The 17,796-nt window shown below is 72.3% G+C and carries 14 protein-coding genes; 10 read left to right on the top strand and 4 right to left on the bottom strand.

Annotated elements, in window-relative coordinates:
• Nucleotides 1–47: 47 nt before the first annotated feature.
• On the bottom strand, nucleotides 48–1,094 hold the full coding sequence (locus I4Q55_RS10340; RefSeq protein ID WP_206786248.1) for a LacI family DNA-binding transcriptional regulator: 1,047 nt from the start codon (nucleotides 1,092–1,094) through the stop codon (nucleotides 48–50).
• Nucleotides 1,095–1,245: 151 nt separating this feature from the next.
• On the opposite strand from I4Q55_RS10340, the gene I4Q55_RS10345 reads away from it, so the two are divergent.
• From I4Q55_RS10345 to I4Q55_RS10385, 9 genes are read left to right on the top strand one after another with little or no spacing between them, the layout of a single operon-like run.
• Nucleotides 1,246–2,763 carry a sugar ABC transporter ATP-binding protein gene (locus I4Q55_RS10345; protein WP_206786250.1) on the top strand — a complete coding sequence of 506 codons (1,518 nt, stop codon included), beginning with the start codon at nucleotides 1,246–1,248 and terminating at the stop codon, nucleotides 2,761–2,763.
• Complete coding sequence (locus I4Q55_RS10350; RefSeq protein ID WP_206786252.1) at nucleotides 2,760–3,800, top strand: ABC transporter permease; 1,041 nt, start codon at nucleotides 2,760–2,762, stop codon at nucleotides 3,798–3,800. The genes I4Q55_RS10345 and I4Q55_RS10350 overlap by 4 nt, the downstream gene beginning before the upstream one ends.
• Nucleotides 3,793–4,791: an ABC transporter permease gene (locus tag I4Q55_RS10355; protein ID WP_206786254.1), complete on the top strand. Its 999-nt coding sequence runs from the start codon at nucleotides 3,793–3,795 to the stop codon at nucleotides 4,789–4,791. Before I4Q55_RS10350 ends, I4Q55_RS10355 begins: the two co-directional genes overlap by 8 nt.
• Before the next feature lie 5 nt (nucleotides 4,792–4,796).
• Nucleotides 4,797–5,858, top strand: a complete 1,062-nt coding sequence (gene rhaS, locus I4Q55_RS10360) for a rhamnose ABC transporter substrate-binding protein (protein ID WP_206786256.1) — start codon at nucleotides 4,797–4,799, stop codon at nucleotides 5,856–5,858.
• Between the two features lie 55 nt (nucleotides 5,859–5,913).
• Nucleotides 5,914–6,258: an L-rhamnose mutarotase gene (locus tag I4Q55_RS10365; protein WP_206786258.1), complete on the top strand. Its 345-nt coding sequence runs from the start codon at nucleotides 5,914–5,916 to the stop codon at nucleotides 6,256–6,258.
• Nucleotides 6,255–7,418: an L-rhamnose isomerase gene (rhaI, locus tag I4Q55_RS10370; protein WP_206786259.1), complete on the top strand. Its 1,164-nt coding sequence runs from the start codon at nucleotides 6,255–6,257 to the stop codon at nucleotides 7,416–7,418. Before I4Q55_RS10365 ends, rhaI begins: the two co-directional genes overlap by 4 nt.
• 2 nt (nucleotides 7,419–7,420) lie before the next feature.
• Nucleotides 7,421–9,451: a bifunctional aldolase/short-chain dehydrogenase gene (locus I4Q55_RS10375; RefSeq protein WP_206786261.1), complete on the top strand. Its 2,031-nt coding sequence runs from the start codon at nucleotides 7,421–7,423 to the stop codon at nucleotides 9,449–9,451.
• A gap of 16 nt (nucleotides 9,452–9,467) precedes the next feature.
• Complete coding sequence (locus I4Q55_RS10380) at nucleotides 9,468–10,889, top strand: L-fucose/L-arabinose isomerase family protein (protein WP_206786263.1); 1,422 nt, start codon at nucleotides 9,468–9,470, stop codon at nucleotides 10,887–10,889.
• A 44-nt stretch (nucleotides 10,890–10,933) separates the two neighbouring features.
• Entirely contained in the window at nucleotides 10,934–12,295 is a 1,362-nt protein-coding gene (locus tag I4Q55_RS10385) for a rhamnulokinase family protein (RefSeq protein ID WP_206786436.1), read from the top strand.
• On the opposite strand, the gene I4Q55_RS10390 is transcribed toward I4Q55_RS10385, so the two are convergent.
• The 3 genes from I4Q55_RS10390 to I4Q55_RS10400 are packed head-to-tail and all read right to left on the bottom strand — an operon-like array spanning nucleotide 12,285 to nucleotide 14,324.
• Nucleotides 12,285–12,620 carry a hypothetical protein gene (locus I4Q55_RS10390; protein WP_206786265.1) on the bottom strand — a complete coding sequence of 112 codons (336 nt, stop codon included), beginning with the start codon at nucleotides 12,618–12,620 and terminating at the stop codon, nucleotides 12,285–12,287. The genes I4Q55_RS10385 and I4Q55_RS10390 overlap by 11 nt on opposite strands.
• Nucleotides 12,621–12,648: 28 nt before the next feature.
• Nucleotides 12,649–13,257 (bottom strand): response regulator transcription factor, encoded by a 609-nt coding sequence (locus I4Q55_RS10395; protein WP_206786267.1) that lies wholly within the window; start codon nucleotides 13,255–13,257, stop codon nucleotides 12,649–12,651.
• Nucleotides 13,254–14,324, bottom strand: a complete 1,071-nt coding sequence (locus I4Q55_RS10400; RefSeq protein WP_206786269.1) for a sensor histidine kinase — start codon at nucleotides 14,322–14,324, stop codon at nucleotides 13,254–13,256. Before I4Q55_RS10400 ends, I4Q55_RS10395 begins: the two co-directional genes overlap by 4 nt.
• Nucleotides 14,325–14,486: 162 nt before the next feature.
• Between I4Q55_RS10400 and I4Q55_RS10405 the strand changes: the two genes are divergently transcribed.
• Nucleotides 14,487–17,711 (top strand): TIM-barrel domain-containing protein, encoded by a 3,225-nt coding sequence (locus I4Q55_RS10405; protein ID WP_206786271.1) that lies wholly within the window; start codon nucleotides 14,487–14,489, stop codon nucleotides 17,709–17,711.
• The last annotated feature ends 85 nt before the right edge of the window (nucleotides 17,712–17,796 follow it).

Here is a 17,796-nt window from a genome sequence, read left to right on the forward strand (position 1 = left end):
TGTATCGCTTGTGGCCGGTAAGACGTCACAAACGATCAGCGGGTTGCTCAGCGCAGGGTCGAGGCGCGGACCACCAGCTCCGGGGTGAACACGACTTTCCGGTGTTCGTGGCCGGTTTCGGTCGCCTCCGCCAGCAGCAGCTCCACCGCCGTGCGGCCGAGGCGCCGCCGGGGCTGGCGGACCGACGTCAGGGGCACCGCGGCCGCGGCGGCGAACTCGATGTCGTCGTAGCCCACGATCGCCAGGTCGTCCGGGACGCTCATGCGGAGATTCGCGCACGTCTGGAGCAGGCCGAGCGCGACGAGGTCGTTGGCGCAGAACGCGGCGGTGGGACGGACCGCCGCCGGCAGCCCGGCCAGCCGCTCGCCGGCGCCGCGGCCGTCGGCCACGGTCAGCGCCGACGTCGTCAGGTCGACGAGGTGGTCCGGGCCCAGCCCGGCGGCCTCGAGGGCGCGCAACGCGCCGAGCCGCCGGTCGCGCACCTGGCCGACGGTCGTGTGGTTGCCGATGAAGGCGATCCGGTCGTGGCCCTGCTCCACCAGGTGCCGCACGGCGATCTCGCCGCCGTAGACGTCGTCGACCGCGACCGAGCAGTGCGTGGTGCCGGCGGGCGTCCGGTCGACGACGACCACCGGCGTCCCGCGGCGCGCGATCTCGCCCAGCAGCGGGGCGTCCGGGTCGACCGGGGTGATGAGGACACCCTGGACGCGCTGCTGTTCGAGCCGCCCGAGGTAGGCCGCCTCCCGCGACGGCTGGTGCGCGCTGTTGCACAGGAACAGGGAAAGGTCGCCTTCGCCGGCAGCGTCTGCTGCGTCTTCCATGCCGGCCGCGACGTCGGTGAAGAACGGGTTGCTGCCGTCGAGCATGACGTAGGCCAGCACCCGGCTGCGCCCGGCGCGCAGCTGCCGCGCGGATTCGTTGCGCACGAAGCGGAGTTCGGCCATCGCGGCCTCGACCTTCGCCCGGGTCGCCGGGCTGACCCGGTCGGGCCGGTTGAGCACGTTCGACACCGTGCCGAGGGAGACGCCGGCGGCCGCCGCGACTTCCTTCATGCCGGCCACCCGCGGCTCGGCACCGGGCTCCCTGATCACCATCGAAACCCCCTCGTTGAAACGTAACATCACCGCGGATGACCTGGTAAAGATGCCGTTTGGCCACGCCTTCGCCGATGCATTGACTTCTCGTTCCGTCGCATAGTAGCTTCACCGCACCAGATTTGTGAAACCTTTCAATCCGGAGGTCGCGATGACGCGGCAGGACCCCGGCCCGGCGCCCCTGCTGGAGGTGCGCGGCGTGACGAAGTCGTTCGGCGCGGTCGCGGCCGTAGCCGGCGTGAGCTTCGGGCTGCACGCCGGGGAGGCCCACGCGCTGGTCGGCGAGAACGGCGCCGGCAAGTCCACGATCGTCAAGATGCTGGCCGGGGTGCACAAGCCCGACGACGGCACGCTCCTGCTGGATGGCGAGCCGGTCGAGTTCGGCTCGCCCGCCGACGCCAAGGCGGCCGGCATCGCGGTGATCTACCAGGAGCCCACGCTGTTCCCCGACCTGAGCGTCGCCGAGAACATCGTGATGGGCCGCCACCCGCGCAAGAGCCTCGGCCGGATCGACCGGGCGGCGATCCGCGCCGAGGCCGAGCGCCTCTTCGCCCGGCTCGGCGTCCGGATCGACCCGGCCCGCCCGGCGCGCGGCCTGTCCATCGCCGACCAGCAGATCGTCGAGATCGCCAAGGCACTCAGTGCCGACGCCCGCGTGCTGGTGATGGACGAGCCGACCGCCGCGCTGACCCAGATCGAGGTCGAGCGGCTGTTCAGCGTCGCCCGGACGCTGCGCCAGGAAGGCGCGGCGATCATGTTCATCTCCCACCGCTTCGAGGAGATCACCGAGCTCTGCCAGCGCGTGACGATCATGCGCGACGGCAGGCACGTCTCCACCGACGCCCTGGAAGACGTCACCGTCGAGGAGATGGTGAAGCGCATGGTCGGCCGCGACCTCGACGCGCTGTTCCCCAAGCAGGACGTCGAACCCGGCGCGGTCGTGCTGGAGGTCGAGGGCCTCGCCCGCGAGGGCGTCTTCCGCGACATCTCCTTCTCCGTGCGCGCCGGCGAAATCGTCGCGTTCGCCGGGCTGGTCGGCTCCGGCCGCTCCGAGGTCGTCCAGGCCGTCTTCGGCGTCGACGAGCGGGACGCGGGCGTGGTCAAGGTGAGCGGCAAGAAGCTCAAGCCGCACTCCTCGCGGGCCGCGATGGCCGCCGGGCTGGCCCTCGTGCCCGAGGACCGGCGTCAGCAGGGCCTGATCATGGACCTCTCGATCGAGCGGAACGTGACGCTGCCGCGCTCGCGCGCCCTTGCGAAGCTCGGCTTCCTGACCGGCGCGAGCGAACGCCAGGAGGCGCGGCGCTGGACCGAACGGCTGCGCACCAAGTACGGCAGGCTCGGTGACCCCGTCGGCACGCTCTCGGGCGGCAACCAGCAGAAGGTCGTGCTGGCCAAGTGGCTGGCGATGGCGCCGAAGGTACTGATCGTGGACGAGCCGACGCGCGGCATCGACGTCGGCACGAAGGCCGAGGTCCACCGGCTGATGTCGGCGCTGGCCGCGGAAGGCGTCGCGATCGTCATGGTGTCGTCCGAACTGCCGGAGGTGCTCGGCATGGCCGACCGCGTGCTGGTGATGCGGGAGGGCCGGATTGTGGCCGAGCTGCCGCGTGCCGAGGCGACCGAGGACTCGGTCATGTTCGCCGCGATGGGGCAGGGGGCCGCCGCATGACCGCGACGAAGGAGGCGCCGGTGTCCTCGCCGACCACCGTCCACTCCGGACGCTCGTGGACCGCGAACGTGCTCAAGGCCCGCGAATCCGGCATCGTGCTCGCCCTGATCGTGCTGGTCGCGTTCACCGCGACGCAGAACTCGCGGTTCCTGTCCGGCCAGAGCATCCGCGACATCCTGCTCGGCACGGCTATCCTGGCGGTGCTCGCCGTCGGCCAGGCGATCGTGATGATCACCCGCAACATCGACCTGTCGGTCGGCTCGGTGCTCGGCCTGTCGGCGTTCGCCGTCGGCACGCTGATGAAAGACAACCCCGGCCTGCCGGTGCTCGTCGCGATCCTGGTGGGGCTCGCCGTCGGCGCGGTGTGCGGGCTGCTCAACGGGGCGCTGGTGCGCTTCGGCCAGGTGCCCGCGCTGGTCGTCACCCTGGGCACGCTCTACGCCTACCGCGGCGTCAGCTACTTCTGGGCCGGTGGCCAGCAGATCAACGCCGACAAGCTGCCGGCGTCCTTCCTGGACTTCGGCACGGCGTCGCTGCTCGGCGTGCCGTGGCTGGTCCTCATCGCGCTGCTCGTCCTGGTCGTCGCCGGTGTCGTGCTGCGCAGCTACCGCGCCGGGCGCGAGCTCTACGCGATGGGGTCGAGCCCGCAGGCCGCGCAGCTGGCCGGCATCCGGGTCGGCCGCAATACCAGCGCGGCCTTCCTGGTCAGCGGCGCGCTCGCCGGCCTGGCCGGGGTGCTGTTCGCGGCCCGGTTCGGCACCGTGGACGCGGCCGCCGGCACCGGCTACGAGCTGAACGTCGTCGCCGCGGCCGTCGTCGGCGGGGTCGCCGTGTTCGGCGGCAGCGGCTCGGTCTGGGGCGCCGGTCTCGGCGCACTGCTGCTGACGGTCATCGGCAGCGCCCTGGCCGTGCTCGACATCAACCAGTTCTGGCAGCAGGCCATCGTCGGCGCGCTGATCCTGCTGGCCATCGGCGCCGACCGGCTCGTGGCCGTCCGGGTCGCGAAGGCACTGAAGAAGAGGGATTCCCATGTCTGACACCGGGAACCGGCTCGGCAGGCTGCTCAGCTGGGACGCCGCCGTCGTGCTCGTGACGGTGATCGTCCTGATCGTCGCCTCCGGCGCCGTCGAGAACTTCGGCACCAGCCGCAACTTCACCTTCCTGCTGCTCGACCTGCTCCCGATCGCACTGGTCGCGCTGCCGATGACGTTCATCATCGTCACCGGCGAGATCGACCTCTCGGTGGCGAGCACGCTCGGCCTGACGTCGGCCGTGATGGGCTCGCTGTGGGACGCGGGGCTGACGATCGAGACGATCATCCCGCTCTGCGTCGTGCTCGGCGGAGTCCTGGGCGCGCTGAACGGCTTCTTCGTCACCGTGCTGAAGCTGCCGTCGCTGGCGGTCACGATCGGCACCCTGGCGCTCTACCGCGGCCTGGCGTTCGTCGTGCTGGGCGACGGCGCGGTCGCCGACTTCCCGCGTGACTACACGACCTGGGTCACCGGGACGATCGGCGACGGCCCGATCCCGAACGTGCTGATCCCGCTGGTCGTCGTCGCCCTGATCTTCGGCGTCGTGCTGCACGCGACCCCGATCGGCCGCGGCGTGTTCGCCGCCGGCGCGGGGGAGCAGGCGGCCCGGTTCGCCGGCATCCGCACCGGGCGGCTCAAGTTCTGGCTGTACGTCGTGAGCGGCGCGGTCGCCGGCCTGGCCGGCGTGCTGTGGACGCTGCGCTACTCCAGCGCCCGCGCCGACAACGGCTTCGGCCTCGAACTGGCCGTCGTGGCCGCCGTGCTGCTCGGCGGCGTGTCCATCTTCGGCGGCAAGGGCACGCTGCCCGGCGTGCTCGCCGGGGTGGTCCTGCTGGCTTCGCTGCAGAACGCCCTGCGCCTGCAGGACGTGTCCAACGAGGCGCTCAACATCGTGACCGGCGTGCTCCTGATCGTGTCGGTCCTGCTCCCCAACATCGTGACTTCGGCCCGCACGGCAGTGCGTCGCCGTCGGCAAGCGATATCCCCGGAAAGGTGACGAAGATGTCCCGACGGTTCCTCACCGGCGCAGTGTCGGCCGGGCTGGTGCTGGTCCTGGCCGCGTGCAGCGGCACGACCAAGAACGACAGCGCGGGCTCCGGCGCGCAGCAGTCGACCGCGGAGGCGAACCCCAACGCCGCCGCGAAGGAGGGCGTCAAGATGGCGTTCCTGCCCAAGCAGCTCAACAACCCCTACAGCGACATCGAGGTCTCCGGCGGCAAGGAGGCCCTGACCGAGCTGAAGGGCGAGTACAAGCTGGTCGGGCCGAACGACGCCAGCGCGTCGTCGCAGGTCAGCTACATCAACACGCTCATCCAGCAGCAGCAGGACGTCATCGGCATCGCCGCGAACGACCCGAACGCCGTGTGCCCGTCGCTCAACCAGGCCCGCGGCGCCGGCATCAAGGTCGTCGCGTTCGACTCCGACGCGGCGAAGGACTGCCGCGACGTCTTCATCAACCAGGCCACCACCCAGGGCATCGGCGAGCAGCTGGTCAAGCAGGCCAAGGAGCTCTCCGGCGGGTCCGGCGAGATCGCGATCCTGTCGGCGACGCCGAACGCCACCAACCAGAACGCCTGGATCGACGTCGCCAAGGCGGAGCTGGCCAAGCCGGAGAACTCGGGCCTGAAGCTGGTGAAGATCGCCTACGGCAACGACGACGACCAGAAGTCGTTCCAGGAGGCCCAGGGCCTGCTGCAGTCGTTCCCGAACCTCAAGGTGATCGTCTCGCCGACCACGGTCGGCATCGCGGCCGCCGCGCGGTACGTCAGCACGTCGAGCTACAAGGGCAAGGTCGCGGTGACCGGGCTGGGTACGCCGAACCAGATGCGCGCCTTCGTCAAGGACGGCACGGTGCGGCAGTTCGCGCTGTGGAACCCGGCCGACATCGGCTACCTCGCCGCGTACGCGGGTGTCGCGCTGAAGTCCGGCCAGATCACCGGCAAGCAGGGCGAGAAGTTCAAGGCCGGCAAGCTCGGTGACTACACGATCGGCGCCAACGGCGAGATCGTCCTCGGCCCGCCGACGACGTTCGACGCGAACAACATCGACAAGTTCAACTTCTGAAACTCCCGGCCGGGTCGCGACGGGCGGCCCGGCCGGGTTCCACCAAGGACGGACCGTGTCCCGATACTGCTTCTGCCTGCAGGTCAAACCCGACCGGTTGGCCGAGTACACCGAGCGTCACCGCGCCGTCTGGCCGGAGATGCGGCAGGCCCTGCACGACACCGGCTGGCGCAACTACTCGCTCTTCCTGCGCGAGGACGGCCTCCCGATCGGCTACGTCGAGGCCGACGACCTCGCCGCGGCGCAGGCCGCGATGGCGAAGACCGAGGTCAACACGCGCTGGCAGGCGGAGATGGCGGAGTTCTTCACCGGCCTCGACGGCGGCCCGCCCGACGAGGGCTTCCGGCTCCTCGACGAGGTCTTCCACCTCGAACCCCCCACCGTCGCGGAAGGACAGTGATCGCCGTGGATGTGAAGGCGGCCCTGCGGGCCCAGCGCATCGAGACGCCCTCGTGGGCGTACGCGAACTCGGGCACCCGGTTCAAGGTGTTCCCGCAACCGGGCGTCCCGCGGACGCCGGAGGAGAAGATCGCCGACGCCGCCGTGGTGCACAAGCTCACCGGCGTCGCGCCGAGCGTGGCACTGCACATCCCGTGGGACAAGGTGGACGATTACGCCGCCCTGACCGCGTACGCGCGTGATCTGGGTGTCGAGATCGGCGCGATCAACACCAACGTCTTCCAGGACGAGGACTACAAGCTCGGTTCGGTGACCAACCCGGACCCGGGCATCCGGCGCAAGGCGACGGATCACCTCCTGGAAGCCGTCGACATCATGGACGCGACGGGCTCGCGCGACCTGAAGCTGTGGTTCTCCGACGGGATCAACTACCCGGGCCAGGACGACATCCGCGACCGGCAGGACCGGCTGGCCGCGGCGCTGCGTGAGACGTACGACCGGCTGGGTCCGGAGCAGCGGATGCTGCTGGAGTACAAGCTGTTCGAGCCGGCGTTCTACGCCACCGACGTCCCGGACTGGGGCACGTCGTATGCCCACTGCGTCGAGCTGGGGGAGCGGGCGACGGTCTGCATCGACACCGGCCACCACGCGCCCGGGACGAACATCGAGTTCATCGTGGCGTTCCTGCTGCGGGCCGGGAAGCTGGGTGCGTTCGACTTCAACTCGCGGTTCTACGCCGACGACGACCTGATGGTGGGCGCGGCGGACCCGTTCCAGCTGTTCCGGATCATGTACGAGATCGTCCGGGCGGACGCCTTGGATCCCGCATACGGGATCGCCTTCATGTTGGACCAGTGCCACAACATCGAGGCGAAGATCCCGGCGATCATCCGGTCGGTGATGAACGTCCAGGAAGCCACCGCGAAGGCCCTGCTGGTCGACCGTGCCGCGTTGCGCTCGGCCCAGCAGGCGGGCAACGTCCTGGAGGCGAACGCCGTGCTGATGGACGCCTACAACACCGACGTCCGGCCGCTTTTGGCCGAGCTGCGCACGGAGGCCGGGCTCGACCCGGACCCGATCGCGGCGTATGCCCGCAGCGGGTACCAGGAGAAGATCGTGGCCGAGCGCGCCGGCGGCACGCAGGCCGGATGGGGAGCATGACGATGACCGTGCCGGAGCAGCTCATCGCGCGCAGCAACGCGCTCGGGGCCGACCCGCGCAACACCAACTACGCCGGCGGCAACACCTCCGCCAAGGGCGACGTCACCGACCCGGTGACCGGCGCGCCGACGGAGGTGCTGTGGGTCAAGGGTTCCGGGGGAGACCTGGGCACGCTGACCGAGGCCGGGCTCGCGGTGCTGCGGCTGGACCGGCTGCGGGCCCTGGTCGACGTCTACCCGGGCGTCGAGCGCGAGGACGAGATGGTCGCCGCCTTCGACTACTGCCTGCACGGGCGCGGCGGGGCGGCGCCGTCGATCGACACGGCGATGCACGGCCTCGTCGAGGCCCCGCACGTCGACCACCTGCACCCGGACTCGGGTATCGCCCTGGCCACGGCGGCGGACGGTCCGGCGTTGACCAAGGAGTGCTTCGGCGACCGGGTCGCGTGGGTGGACTGGCGGCGGCCCGGGTTCCAGCTCGGTCTGGACATCGCCGCGGTCAAGGCGGCCAACCCGCAAGCGATCGGTGTCATCCTCGGCGGGCACGGCATCACGGCGTGGGGCGCCACCTCCGAGGAGTGCCGGCGGAACTCCCTGGAGATCATCCGCACGGCCGAAGCGTTCCTGGCCGAGCGGGGTGCGCCGGAGCCGTTCGGGCCGGTCGTCCCCGGCTTCGAAGCCCTGCCCGTAGCCGAACGCCGGGCACGCGCGGCCGCGCTGGCGCCGGTGATCCGCGGCCTGGCCTCGACCGACCAGCGGCAGGTCGGCCACTACACCGACAGCGACGTCGTCCTCGAGTTCCTCTCCCGGGAGAAGCTGGCGCCGCTGGCCGCGCTGGGCACGTCGTGCCCGGACCACTTCCTGCGCACCAAGGTCCGCCCCCTGGTCGTGGACCTCCCGGCGACCGCGCCCCTGGACGACGTCGTCGCGCGGCTGAAGGAATTGCATACCGAATACCGTGCGGAGTATGCCGCCTACTACGAGCGGCACGCCGACGCCGATTCACCCGCCATGCGCGGCGCCGACCCGGCGATCGTGCTGGTGCCGGGCGTGGGGATGTTCTCCTTCGGCAAGGACAAGCAGACCGCACGCGTGGCGGGCGAGTTCTATGTCAACGCCATCAACGTGATGCGCGGCGCCGAGGCCGTCTCGACGTACGCCCCGATCCCCGAGAGCGAGAAGTTCCGGATCGAATACTGGGCCCTCGAAGAGGCCAAACTCCAGCGGATGCCGAAGCCCAAGCCCCTGGCCGGGCGGATCGCCCTGGTCACCGGGGCCGGGTCGGGCATCGGCAAGGCCATTGCCCAGCGGCTCGCCGCCGAGGGTGCCTGCGTCGTCATCGCCGACCTCAACGGCGACGCCGCCGCCGAGGTGGCCGCCGGGATCGGGAACGCGGACAAGGCGCACTGGGTCCTCGCCGACGTCACTCACCCGGAGGCCGTGCGGGCCGCGATCGACGCCACCGTGCTCGCCTTCGGCGGCATCGACCTGGTGGTCAACAACGCCGGCCTGTCCATCTCGAAGCCGCTGCTGGAGACCACCGAACGCGACTGGGACCTCCAGCACGACGTCATGGCCAAGGGCTCGTTCCTGGTGTCCCAGGCCGCGGCGAAGGCGATGGTGGCGCAGGGTATCGGCGGCGACATCGTCTACATCTCGTCGAAGAACTCCGTCTTCGCGGGCCCGAACAACGTCGCCTACGGCGCCGCGAAGGCCGACCAGGCCCACCAGGTCCGGCTGCTCGCCGCCGAACTCGGCGCGCACGGCATCCGCGTCAACGGCGTCAACCCCGACGGCGTGGTCCAGGGCTCGGGCATCTTCGCCGGCGGCTGGGGCGCCCAGCGCGCGGCCGTCTACGGCGTCGAAGAGGCGAAACTCGGCGAGTTCTACGCCCAGCGCACCATCCTCAAGCGCGAAGTGCTGCCCGAGCACGTCGCCGCCGCGGTGTTCGCGCTGACCGGCGGCGACCTGACCCACACCACCGGCCTGCACGTGCCGGTGGACGCCGGGGTCGCCGCGGCGTTCCTGCGCTGAGTCCTGGAGGAGACCGATGACTTTGGATCGCATCACCCCGCGCCGCACCCGCGTCGGCCTCGTGTCCGGCGGGCTCGGGGCGTACTGGCCGCAGTTCCCGGCGTTGCTGCCCCAGCTGCGGGCTTCGGCCCGGCGTGTCACCGAGCGGCTGTCCACCATGGACTGCGAGGTGATCGACGCCGGGTTCGTCTCGGACGCACAGGAAGGGGCGGCCGCGGCGGAGAAGCTGCGGGTGGCCGGATGCGACCTGATCATCGGCTTCCTGACGACGTACCTGACGTCCAGCATGCTGGCCCCGGTCGCGCAGCGCTCGGGCGCGCCGGTGCTGCTGCTGAACCTGCAGCCCACGGAGGTCATGGACCACGAGTCCTTCGACACCGGCGCGTGGCTGGCCTACTGCGGTGCCTGCCCGCTGCCGGAGATGGCGAACGCGTTCGGGCGGCTGGGTGTCGAGTTCCGCTCGGTCTCCGGCTACCTGGAAGACGAGCGTGCCTGGACGCGGATTTCCCGCTGGATCAAGGCGGCCGGCGTGCGGGCGGCGCTGCGGCACGGCCGCCACGGCCTGCTCGGGCACCTCTACCCGGGCATGATGGACGTCTCCACCGACCCGACGCTGGTGTCGGCCCAGCTCGGCGGGCACGTCGAGATCCTGGAGGTCGACGACCTGCGGGTGCGGGTGGAGAAGGTCACCGACGACGAGACCGCGGCGAGAGTCGCGCTGGCCCGCGAAGTGTTCACTGTGGACGAGTCCGTTGTGGACGAAGACTTCACGTGGGGTGCCCGGGTCTCGGTGGCCCTCGACCGGCTCGTCGAGGACTTCTCGCTGGATTCCCTGGCCTACTACCACCGCGGCCTCGACGGCGAGACGCACGAGCGCGTCGGCGCCGGGTTCATCCTCGGCGCGTCCCTGCTCACCGCCCGCGGCATCCCGGCGGCCGGCGAGTACGAGCTGCGGACGTCACTGGCCATGCTGGTCATGGACCGGCTCGGGGCGGGCGGCTCGTTCACCGAGCTGCAGGCGCTGAACTTCCGCGATCGTGTGGTCGAGATGGGCCACGACGGCCCGGCGCACCTCGGGATCAGCGCCCGCAAGCCGCTGCTGCGCGGCCTGGGCGTCTACCACGGCAAGCGCGGCTGGGGCGTGTCGGTGGAGTTCGACGTCAAGCACGGGCCGGTGACGCTGTGCGGGCTCGGCCAGCGCCGCGACGGGACGTTCACGCTCATCGCGTCGGAAGGCACGGTCGTGCCCGGGCCGCTGCTGCGGATCGGCAACACGACCTCCCGCGTCGACTTCGGCTGCGACCCGGGGGAGTGGACCGACGCCTGGTCCGCGAGCGGCATCGCGCACCACTGGGCGCTCGGCACCGGTCACCGCGTCGCCGAGCTGGCGGCCGTGGCGGACCTGCTCGGCCTGGAGCTGACGGTGGTGCGCCCGTGAAGCGAGTCGCGGCGGTCGACCTCGGCGCGTCCAGCGGGCGGGTGATGGCCGGGACGGCAGGGCCGTCGCTCCTGACGGTCGAGGAGGTCCGGCGCTTCCCCAACGGCGGCGTCCGCGCGGGGCCGGCGCTGTACTGGGACATCCTGGGCCTCTACCGCGAGACGCTCACCGGGATCCGCGAGGCCGGGCGCCTCGACGGCGTCGGCATCGACTCCTGGGCCGTGGACTACGGGCTGCTGGATGAGCGCGGCGCCCTGCTCGGCAACCCGGTCCACTACCGCGACTCGCGCACCGACAGAGTCCCGGCGAAGGTCGCCGAGGTGGTCTCCGCGCGCGAGCTCTACGACGTCACCGGGCTGCAGCAGCTGCCGTTCAACACGCTGTACCAGCTGGTGTCCGAAGGCGACCGGCTCGACGCGGCGTCGACGCTGCTGCTCATCCCGGATCTGCTGAACTACTGGCTGACGGGGTCGATCGGCGCCGAGCGCACGAACGCGTCGACCACCCAGCTCTACGACGTCCGCGCGCGGACGTGGGCCGCTTCGCTGGCCTCGAAGGTGGGCATCCCGCCGCGGCTGCTGCCCCCGCTGCGCGACCCGGGCACGGTGGTCGGCACGGCGGACGAGCTGTCCGGCCTGCCGGTGGTGGCGGTGGGTTCGCACGACACGGCGTCGGCGGTGGTGGCAGTGCCGGCGGAACCCGGCACGAACTTCGCGTACATCTCCTCGGGCACGTGGTCCCTGGCCGGCCTGGAGCTGTCCGCGCCGGAGCTCGGCGACGAGGCACTGGCGGCGAACTTCACGAACGAGGGCGGCGTCGACGGCACCATCCGGTTCCTGCGCAACGTGATGGGCCTGTGGGTGCTGTCGGAGACGTTGCGCACCTGGTCGTGTCCCGAAGACCTGCCGTCGTTGCTGGCTGCCGCGGCCGCGTCCCCGGCGCTGGCCGCGGTGGTCGACATCGACGCGCCGGCGTTCCTGCCCCCGGGTGACATGCCCGCCCGGATCGAGGAGGCCTGCCGGGCGACGGGCCAGCGCCCTCCGGCCGGGCGCGCGGCGGTGGTCCGCTGCATCGTGGACAGCCTGGCCATGGCCCACCGCCGCACGATCCACACCGCGGCCCGGCTGGCGGGCCGAGCGGTGGACGTGATCCACCTGGTGGGCGGCGGAGCCCGCAACGAGCTGCTGTGCCAGTCGACGGCGGACGCCTGCGGAGTCCCGGTCCTGGCGGGTCCGGTCGAAGCGGCGGCGCTGGGGAACGTGCTGGTCCAGGCCCGGGCCTTGGGGGAGGACCTGCCGGACCTGGCGGCCATGCGGGCGTTGGTGCGCGAGACGCAGGAGATCCGCCGTTACGAGCCGTCGGGAACCGCGGACTGGGCGGCGGCGGAGGCCCGGCTCAGAAGGTGATGTCGCCGTGGATGTCGCGGGCCTGGACGACCTTGCCCGTGACGTTCCCGGTCACCTGGTTGGACACACTCCCGCGGTCGAGCGAGATCTGCTGCCACTCCGCCCGCAGCGCCTCGGCGAACTCGCCGTCCGCCGCCTCGGCTTCGTGCAGCCGCTCGGCCAGCGCCGTGATCGGCTGCGTGTCTTCCGGCGCCGCCGTGGCCGCCTCCAGCAGCGCGATCGCCTGCGGGTCCTTGGCGAACTTGCGCTTGACCAGGTCGTAGAGGCCGGTCGCACCCTTCGCCGCCAGTGCCGCGGCGATGGAGACCAGGATCGGTTCGGGCATGGTTTTCAACCTAGTGGCGCGTCCCCGGTCACAACCAGCCCCGCTCGTCCGCGACCCGGACCGCTTCGACGCGGTTGCGGGCGCCGGTCTTCGTGATCGCCGCCGAGACGTAGTTGCGGACCGTTCCCTCCGACAGGTACAGCCGCGCGGCGATCTCCGCGATCGTCGCCCCGCTCCGGGCCGTGATGAGCACGTCGCGTTCGCGCGCGGTCAGCGGGGATTCGCCCGCCGCCAGGGTGGCCACCGCGAGCGCCGGGTCCACCACCCGCTCGCCCTTCGCGACCCGGCGGATCGCGTCGGCGAGCACGTCGGCCGGCGCGTCCTTCACCACGAACCCGGCCGCGCCCGCCTCCATCGCGCGGCGCAGGTAGCCCGCGCGCCCGAACGTCGTGAGGATGACGACGCGGCAGTCCGGCACCTGCTCGGCCAGCACCGCCGCGGCCGCCAGCCCGTCCAGGCCCGGCATCTCGATGTCGAGCAGGGCGACGTCGGGCCGGTGCGCGCGGGCCGCCGCGACCACCTCGTCCCCGCGGCCCACCGCGGCGACCACCTCGAAGTCGTCCTCGAGCGCGAGCAGCGCGCACAGCGCCTCCCGGACCAGGGCCTGGTCGTCGGCGAGCAGCAGCCGGATGGTCACACCGTCACCTGCAACCGCCACCCGCGCGGGCGTAGCGGCCCCGCCGAGAGGGACCCGCCGGCCGCGGCGACGCGCTCGCGCAGCCCGTCGAGCCCGGAACCGCCGGTCGCGGTCCCGCCGACGCCGTCGTCGACGACCTCCACCGCGGACTCCGAGAGCGTCACCGCGCACCGCGTCGCCCGCGCGTGCCGGGCCACGTTGGTGAGCCCTTCGCGCACCACCCAGCCGAAGAGCTCCTGGTGCGCCGGGCCGACGACGTCGACGGCCGTCGGCAGGTCCGCGGCGACCCCGCACGCGCGCAGCAGCTCGCGGCCGCGGGCGAGTTCTCCCGCCAGCGTGACGTCGCGGTAGCCCGACACCGCCGCCCGGACGTCGGTGAGCGCCTGCCGCGCCAGCGTCTCGACGGCCGCCATCTCCTCGCTCGCCCGCGCGGCCTCGGTGGTGACCAGCCGCCGCGCCAGGGTGCTCTTCACCGTGATCGCGGTGAGCGAGTGGCCGAGCAGGTCGTGCAGGTCCCGCGCGATCCGCATGCGCTCGGCCTCGGACGCCAGCCGCGCGACCTCGGCGCGGGCCTCGACGAGGGCGTTGTTGGCCCGGATCGCCTCGGCGAACGCGGCCACCATGAGCACGGTGAACACGAGCGCGACCGCCTGCGTCCAGCCGGGCCCGCCCGGCCACGGCACGACGACGGCGGCGGCCGCGGCCGCGGCCACCAGCACGAGCGCGACGCGCCGCGGCAGCCGCGGCACGGCCACGGAAAGGACGACGGCGGCGAGGAAGAACGCGTCGGCGTTGGCGAACGGGATCGCGAGGGCGAACAGCGCGGCGCAGGCGCCCACCAGCAGCCAGAACAGCCGCATGGCCTGCCGGTCCGCCGCCGCGGCGGCGAGGAGGTAGCTGACAGCGAAGGCGGCGACGACCACGCAGCCGGCGATCGCGGCGGCGCCCGCCGAGTGCTGCAGCACGCCCGCCAGGGTCACGCCGGGGTAGACCAGCAGGCCCGCGTCGAGCAGCCGCAGCCGCCAGCCGCGCACCCAGCGCTGCACGTCCGTTGTCCCGTCCACCATCGGCACGTTACCGGGCCCGCCGCGGCCGGGCGCCGGCGTGGCGATCCGCTGATCTGTCCCGGACAGGTCCGGCCAGTGGTCTGGACATCACCGGCGGCGCTGTGCTCAGCTTTCCAACGTTGTAACGCCGCCGAGTCCCCTTAACCGGAACGGAGTTCCGCCGTGCGGACCAGAACAGCGAGAACCATCCGGCGGGCCCTCGCGCTCGCCGTCGCCGGGAGCGCCGTCGCAGCGTCGACCGTCGCGACGCCCGCCGTGGCCGGGCCCGCCCGCCAGACCGTCGTCGCGGGGAACGCCCGCTTCCAGGTGCTGTCCCCGACCCTGATCCGCACCGAGTACGCCGGCGACGGCCGCTTCACCGACGCCGCCACCTTCAACGCCGTCGGCCGCGGCGCCTTCACGCCGACGCCGTACACCAGCACGGTTTCCGGCGGCGTGCTCACCATCCGGACGAGCGCGGCGACGCTGACCTACCGGCTGGGCTCCGGCCCGTTCGACGGCGGCAACCTACGGCTCCGCGCGAACGCGGGCGCGACCCCGGTCCTCGCGGCCCCCTGGCGCCACCTGACCTGCGCGGCCGGGGCGCGGTGCGAGGCCGAAGACCTGACCGCCGACGGCCTCGGCGTCGCCACCGACCACTCCGGCTACACCGGCGAAGGCTTCCTCGCCGGCTTCGAGAGCGCCGGGAACTCGGTGACGGCGGACGTCCTGGCCCCGGCCGCGGGCACGTACTCGCTGACCGCGCGCTACGCCAACGGCCAGGGCGGCGACGGGCAGCACGTCACGCGCACCCTCAGCGTCTCGGTCGACGGCGGCGCGGCGCGGCAGCTGACCCTGCCGGTGACGGCCGACTGGAACACCTGGGCCGTCGCCGCGGTCCCGGTCACCCTCGGCGCCGGTCACCACAGCATCCGTGTCGCACGGGCCGCGGCCGATTCCGGCAACGTCAACCTCGACGCGCTGGCCGTCCTGACCGCCGGTGCGCCGTTCCCGCCGGCGTCGGCGCGCGCGTTCACCGGCTGTCCGGCCGGCGTGAGCTGCGAGGCCGAAGCCGGGCTGCGGACGGGTTCCGCCGTCGTCGCGGCCGACCACACCGGGTACGCCGGCCGCGGGTTCGTCGCCGAGCTCAACCGCGGCTCGACGCTGACCCACCGCGTCGCGGACGTCCCGGCCGACGGCACGTACCTGCTGCACGTCCGCTACGCCAACGGCACCGGCGGCGACGGCAGGCACGAGCCGCGGACCGCGCCGGTCACCGCGAACGGCGTCACCCGCACGCTGACCCTGCCGATCACCGAGAACTGGGACACGTGGCAAAGCGCGTCCGTGCCGGTGGACCTGAAGGCGGGCACCGACGACGTCGTCCTCGGCTGCCCGGAGGACACCAGCTGCCACGTCAACGTCGACACCGTCGCCGTCACCCCGGCCGGCGCCGCGGCGCCGCCGCCGCACCTCGCGCTCGGCGGCTACCGGCGTGGCCTCGACGGCGTCAACGGCGACAACGGCGCGCCGTCGACGACCGAAGGGCTGCTGCACCGGGACGGCTGGTACCTGCTCGACGACACGCCCTCCGCGCTGTACGACCCGCGCACGCGCGCGGTGACACAGCGCCCGTCCCACGGCGGGAACCCCTACCAGGACGGCTACCTCTTCGCGTTCGGCCACGACTACAAGACCGGGCTGCGTGATCTGGCGACCCTGACCGGGCCGCCGCAGCTGCTGCCGCGCTGGGCCTACGGCGTCTGGTACTCCGAGTACATCGACCGCACCGCGGCCGACTACCGCGACACGATCCTGCCGCGCTTCCGCAGCGAAGGCGTTCCGCTGGACGTCCTGGTGACCGACACCGACTTCAAGGCGCCGGACACCTGGAACGGCTGGCAGGTCGACACCGCGAAGTTCCCCGACCCGGCCGGCTTCTTCGCCTGGTCGAAGGCACAGGGCCTGCACAACAACCTCAACATCCACCCCAGCATCATGGGCTCGGACCCGCAGTTCGCCCGCGCCCAGGCGACGGCGAAGGGCAAGCTGGCCAAGTCGAACTGCGGCACCGACTGCTACGTCTTCGACTGGGGCGACCCTGACCAGCTGCGGGCCTACCTCGACCTGCACGCCGGGATGATGAAGCAGGGCAACGACTTCTGGTGGCTCGACTGGTGCTGCGACGCCTCGCGCTCGAGCCTGCCCGGTGTCACCCCGGACGCCTGGATCAACCAGCAGTACGCCGACCTCGCGGCGCCCGCGACCGGCCGCGGGTTCGTCATCTCGCGGGCGTACGGGTCGTTGCAGGCGGGTGGCTACGGCGGTCCGACCGGGCTGGCGACGGGGCCGTGGGCGGACAAGCGCAGCACGCTGCACTTCACCGGCGACACGGCCTCGACGTGGGGCACGCTGCGGATGGAGGTCGGCGTGACGCCGGCGGAGTCGGCCGCGACGGGGATGTCGGCGATCAGCCACGACATCGGCGGCCACAACGACACGACGGGCCTGCGCGGCAGCGAGACCTACACGTCCGGCGGGCAGCAGCACCAGACGTTCAAGCTGCCGGACGACCTGTACGCGCGGTGGGTGCAGCTCGGCACGTTCCAGCCGATCGACCGCCTGCACAGCAACCACAGCGACCGGCTGCCCTGGCAGTACGGCGACGCGGCGAAGGCGTCGGCGACCAAGTTCCTGAACCTGCGGGAAAACCTGGTTCCGTACACGTACACGCTGGCCCAGGAGGCAGCGGCGACGGGGGTGCCGGTCGTCCGCCCGACGTACCTGGAGTACCCGGAGGAGCCGGGCGCGTACGCGGCGGCCCAGAGCGAGTACTTCTACGGGCCGGACCTGCTGGTGGCGCCGGTGACGTCACCCGGGACACCGGCGACGACGTCGGTGTGGTTCCCACCGGGGCAGTGGACGGACTACTTCACCGGCAGGACGTACGCGGGCGGCACGACCCAGCAGGTGACGTCCGACCTGGGCACGATGCCGGTGTTCCTCCGCGCGGGCGGCATCACGGCGACGCGCACGGCCGACGTCACCAACGACGTCCAGAACCCGCTGAACCGGGTGACGGTGACGGTGGCGCCGGGCGCCTCGGGGACGTTCTCGCTGTATGAGGACAACGGCGTTTCGTCGGCGCGGTCCGCGACGACGAAGATCACCTACAGCGAGCGCTCCGGGGCGCACACGGTGACGGTGGCGCCCGCGCAGGGCGCGTTCCAGGTGGGGCCCCGCGAGTGGACGGTGAAGTTCCTCGGCGTGGCCGCGGCGCCGAGCCGGGTGCGGGTGGGCGGCGGCTGGGCGCCGTCCTCGGCGTGGAAGTGGGACGCGGCGACGAAGACGCTGGCGGTGACCGTGCCGATGCGGCCGGGCCGGGCGCCGGTGACGGTCACGTACTGAGCGTCGGGACGGTGGTGGCCCCTCGGCGATCGAGGGGCCACCACCGGCGCGAGGCCCCAACGGGCGGCGCGGCGGGAGGGGAAGC

Origin of the sequence: Amycolatopsis sp. MtRt-6, assembly GCF_017308975.1 — a bacterium.
In the GTDB taxonomy this organism is placed as follows: domain Bacteria; phylum Actinomycetota; class Actinomycetes; order Mycobacteriales; family Pseudonocardiaceae; genus Amycolatopsis.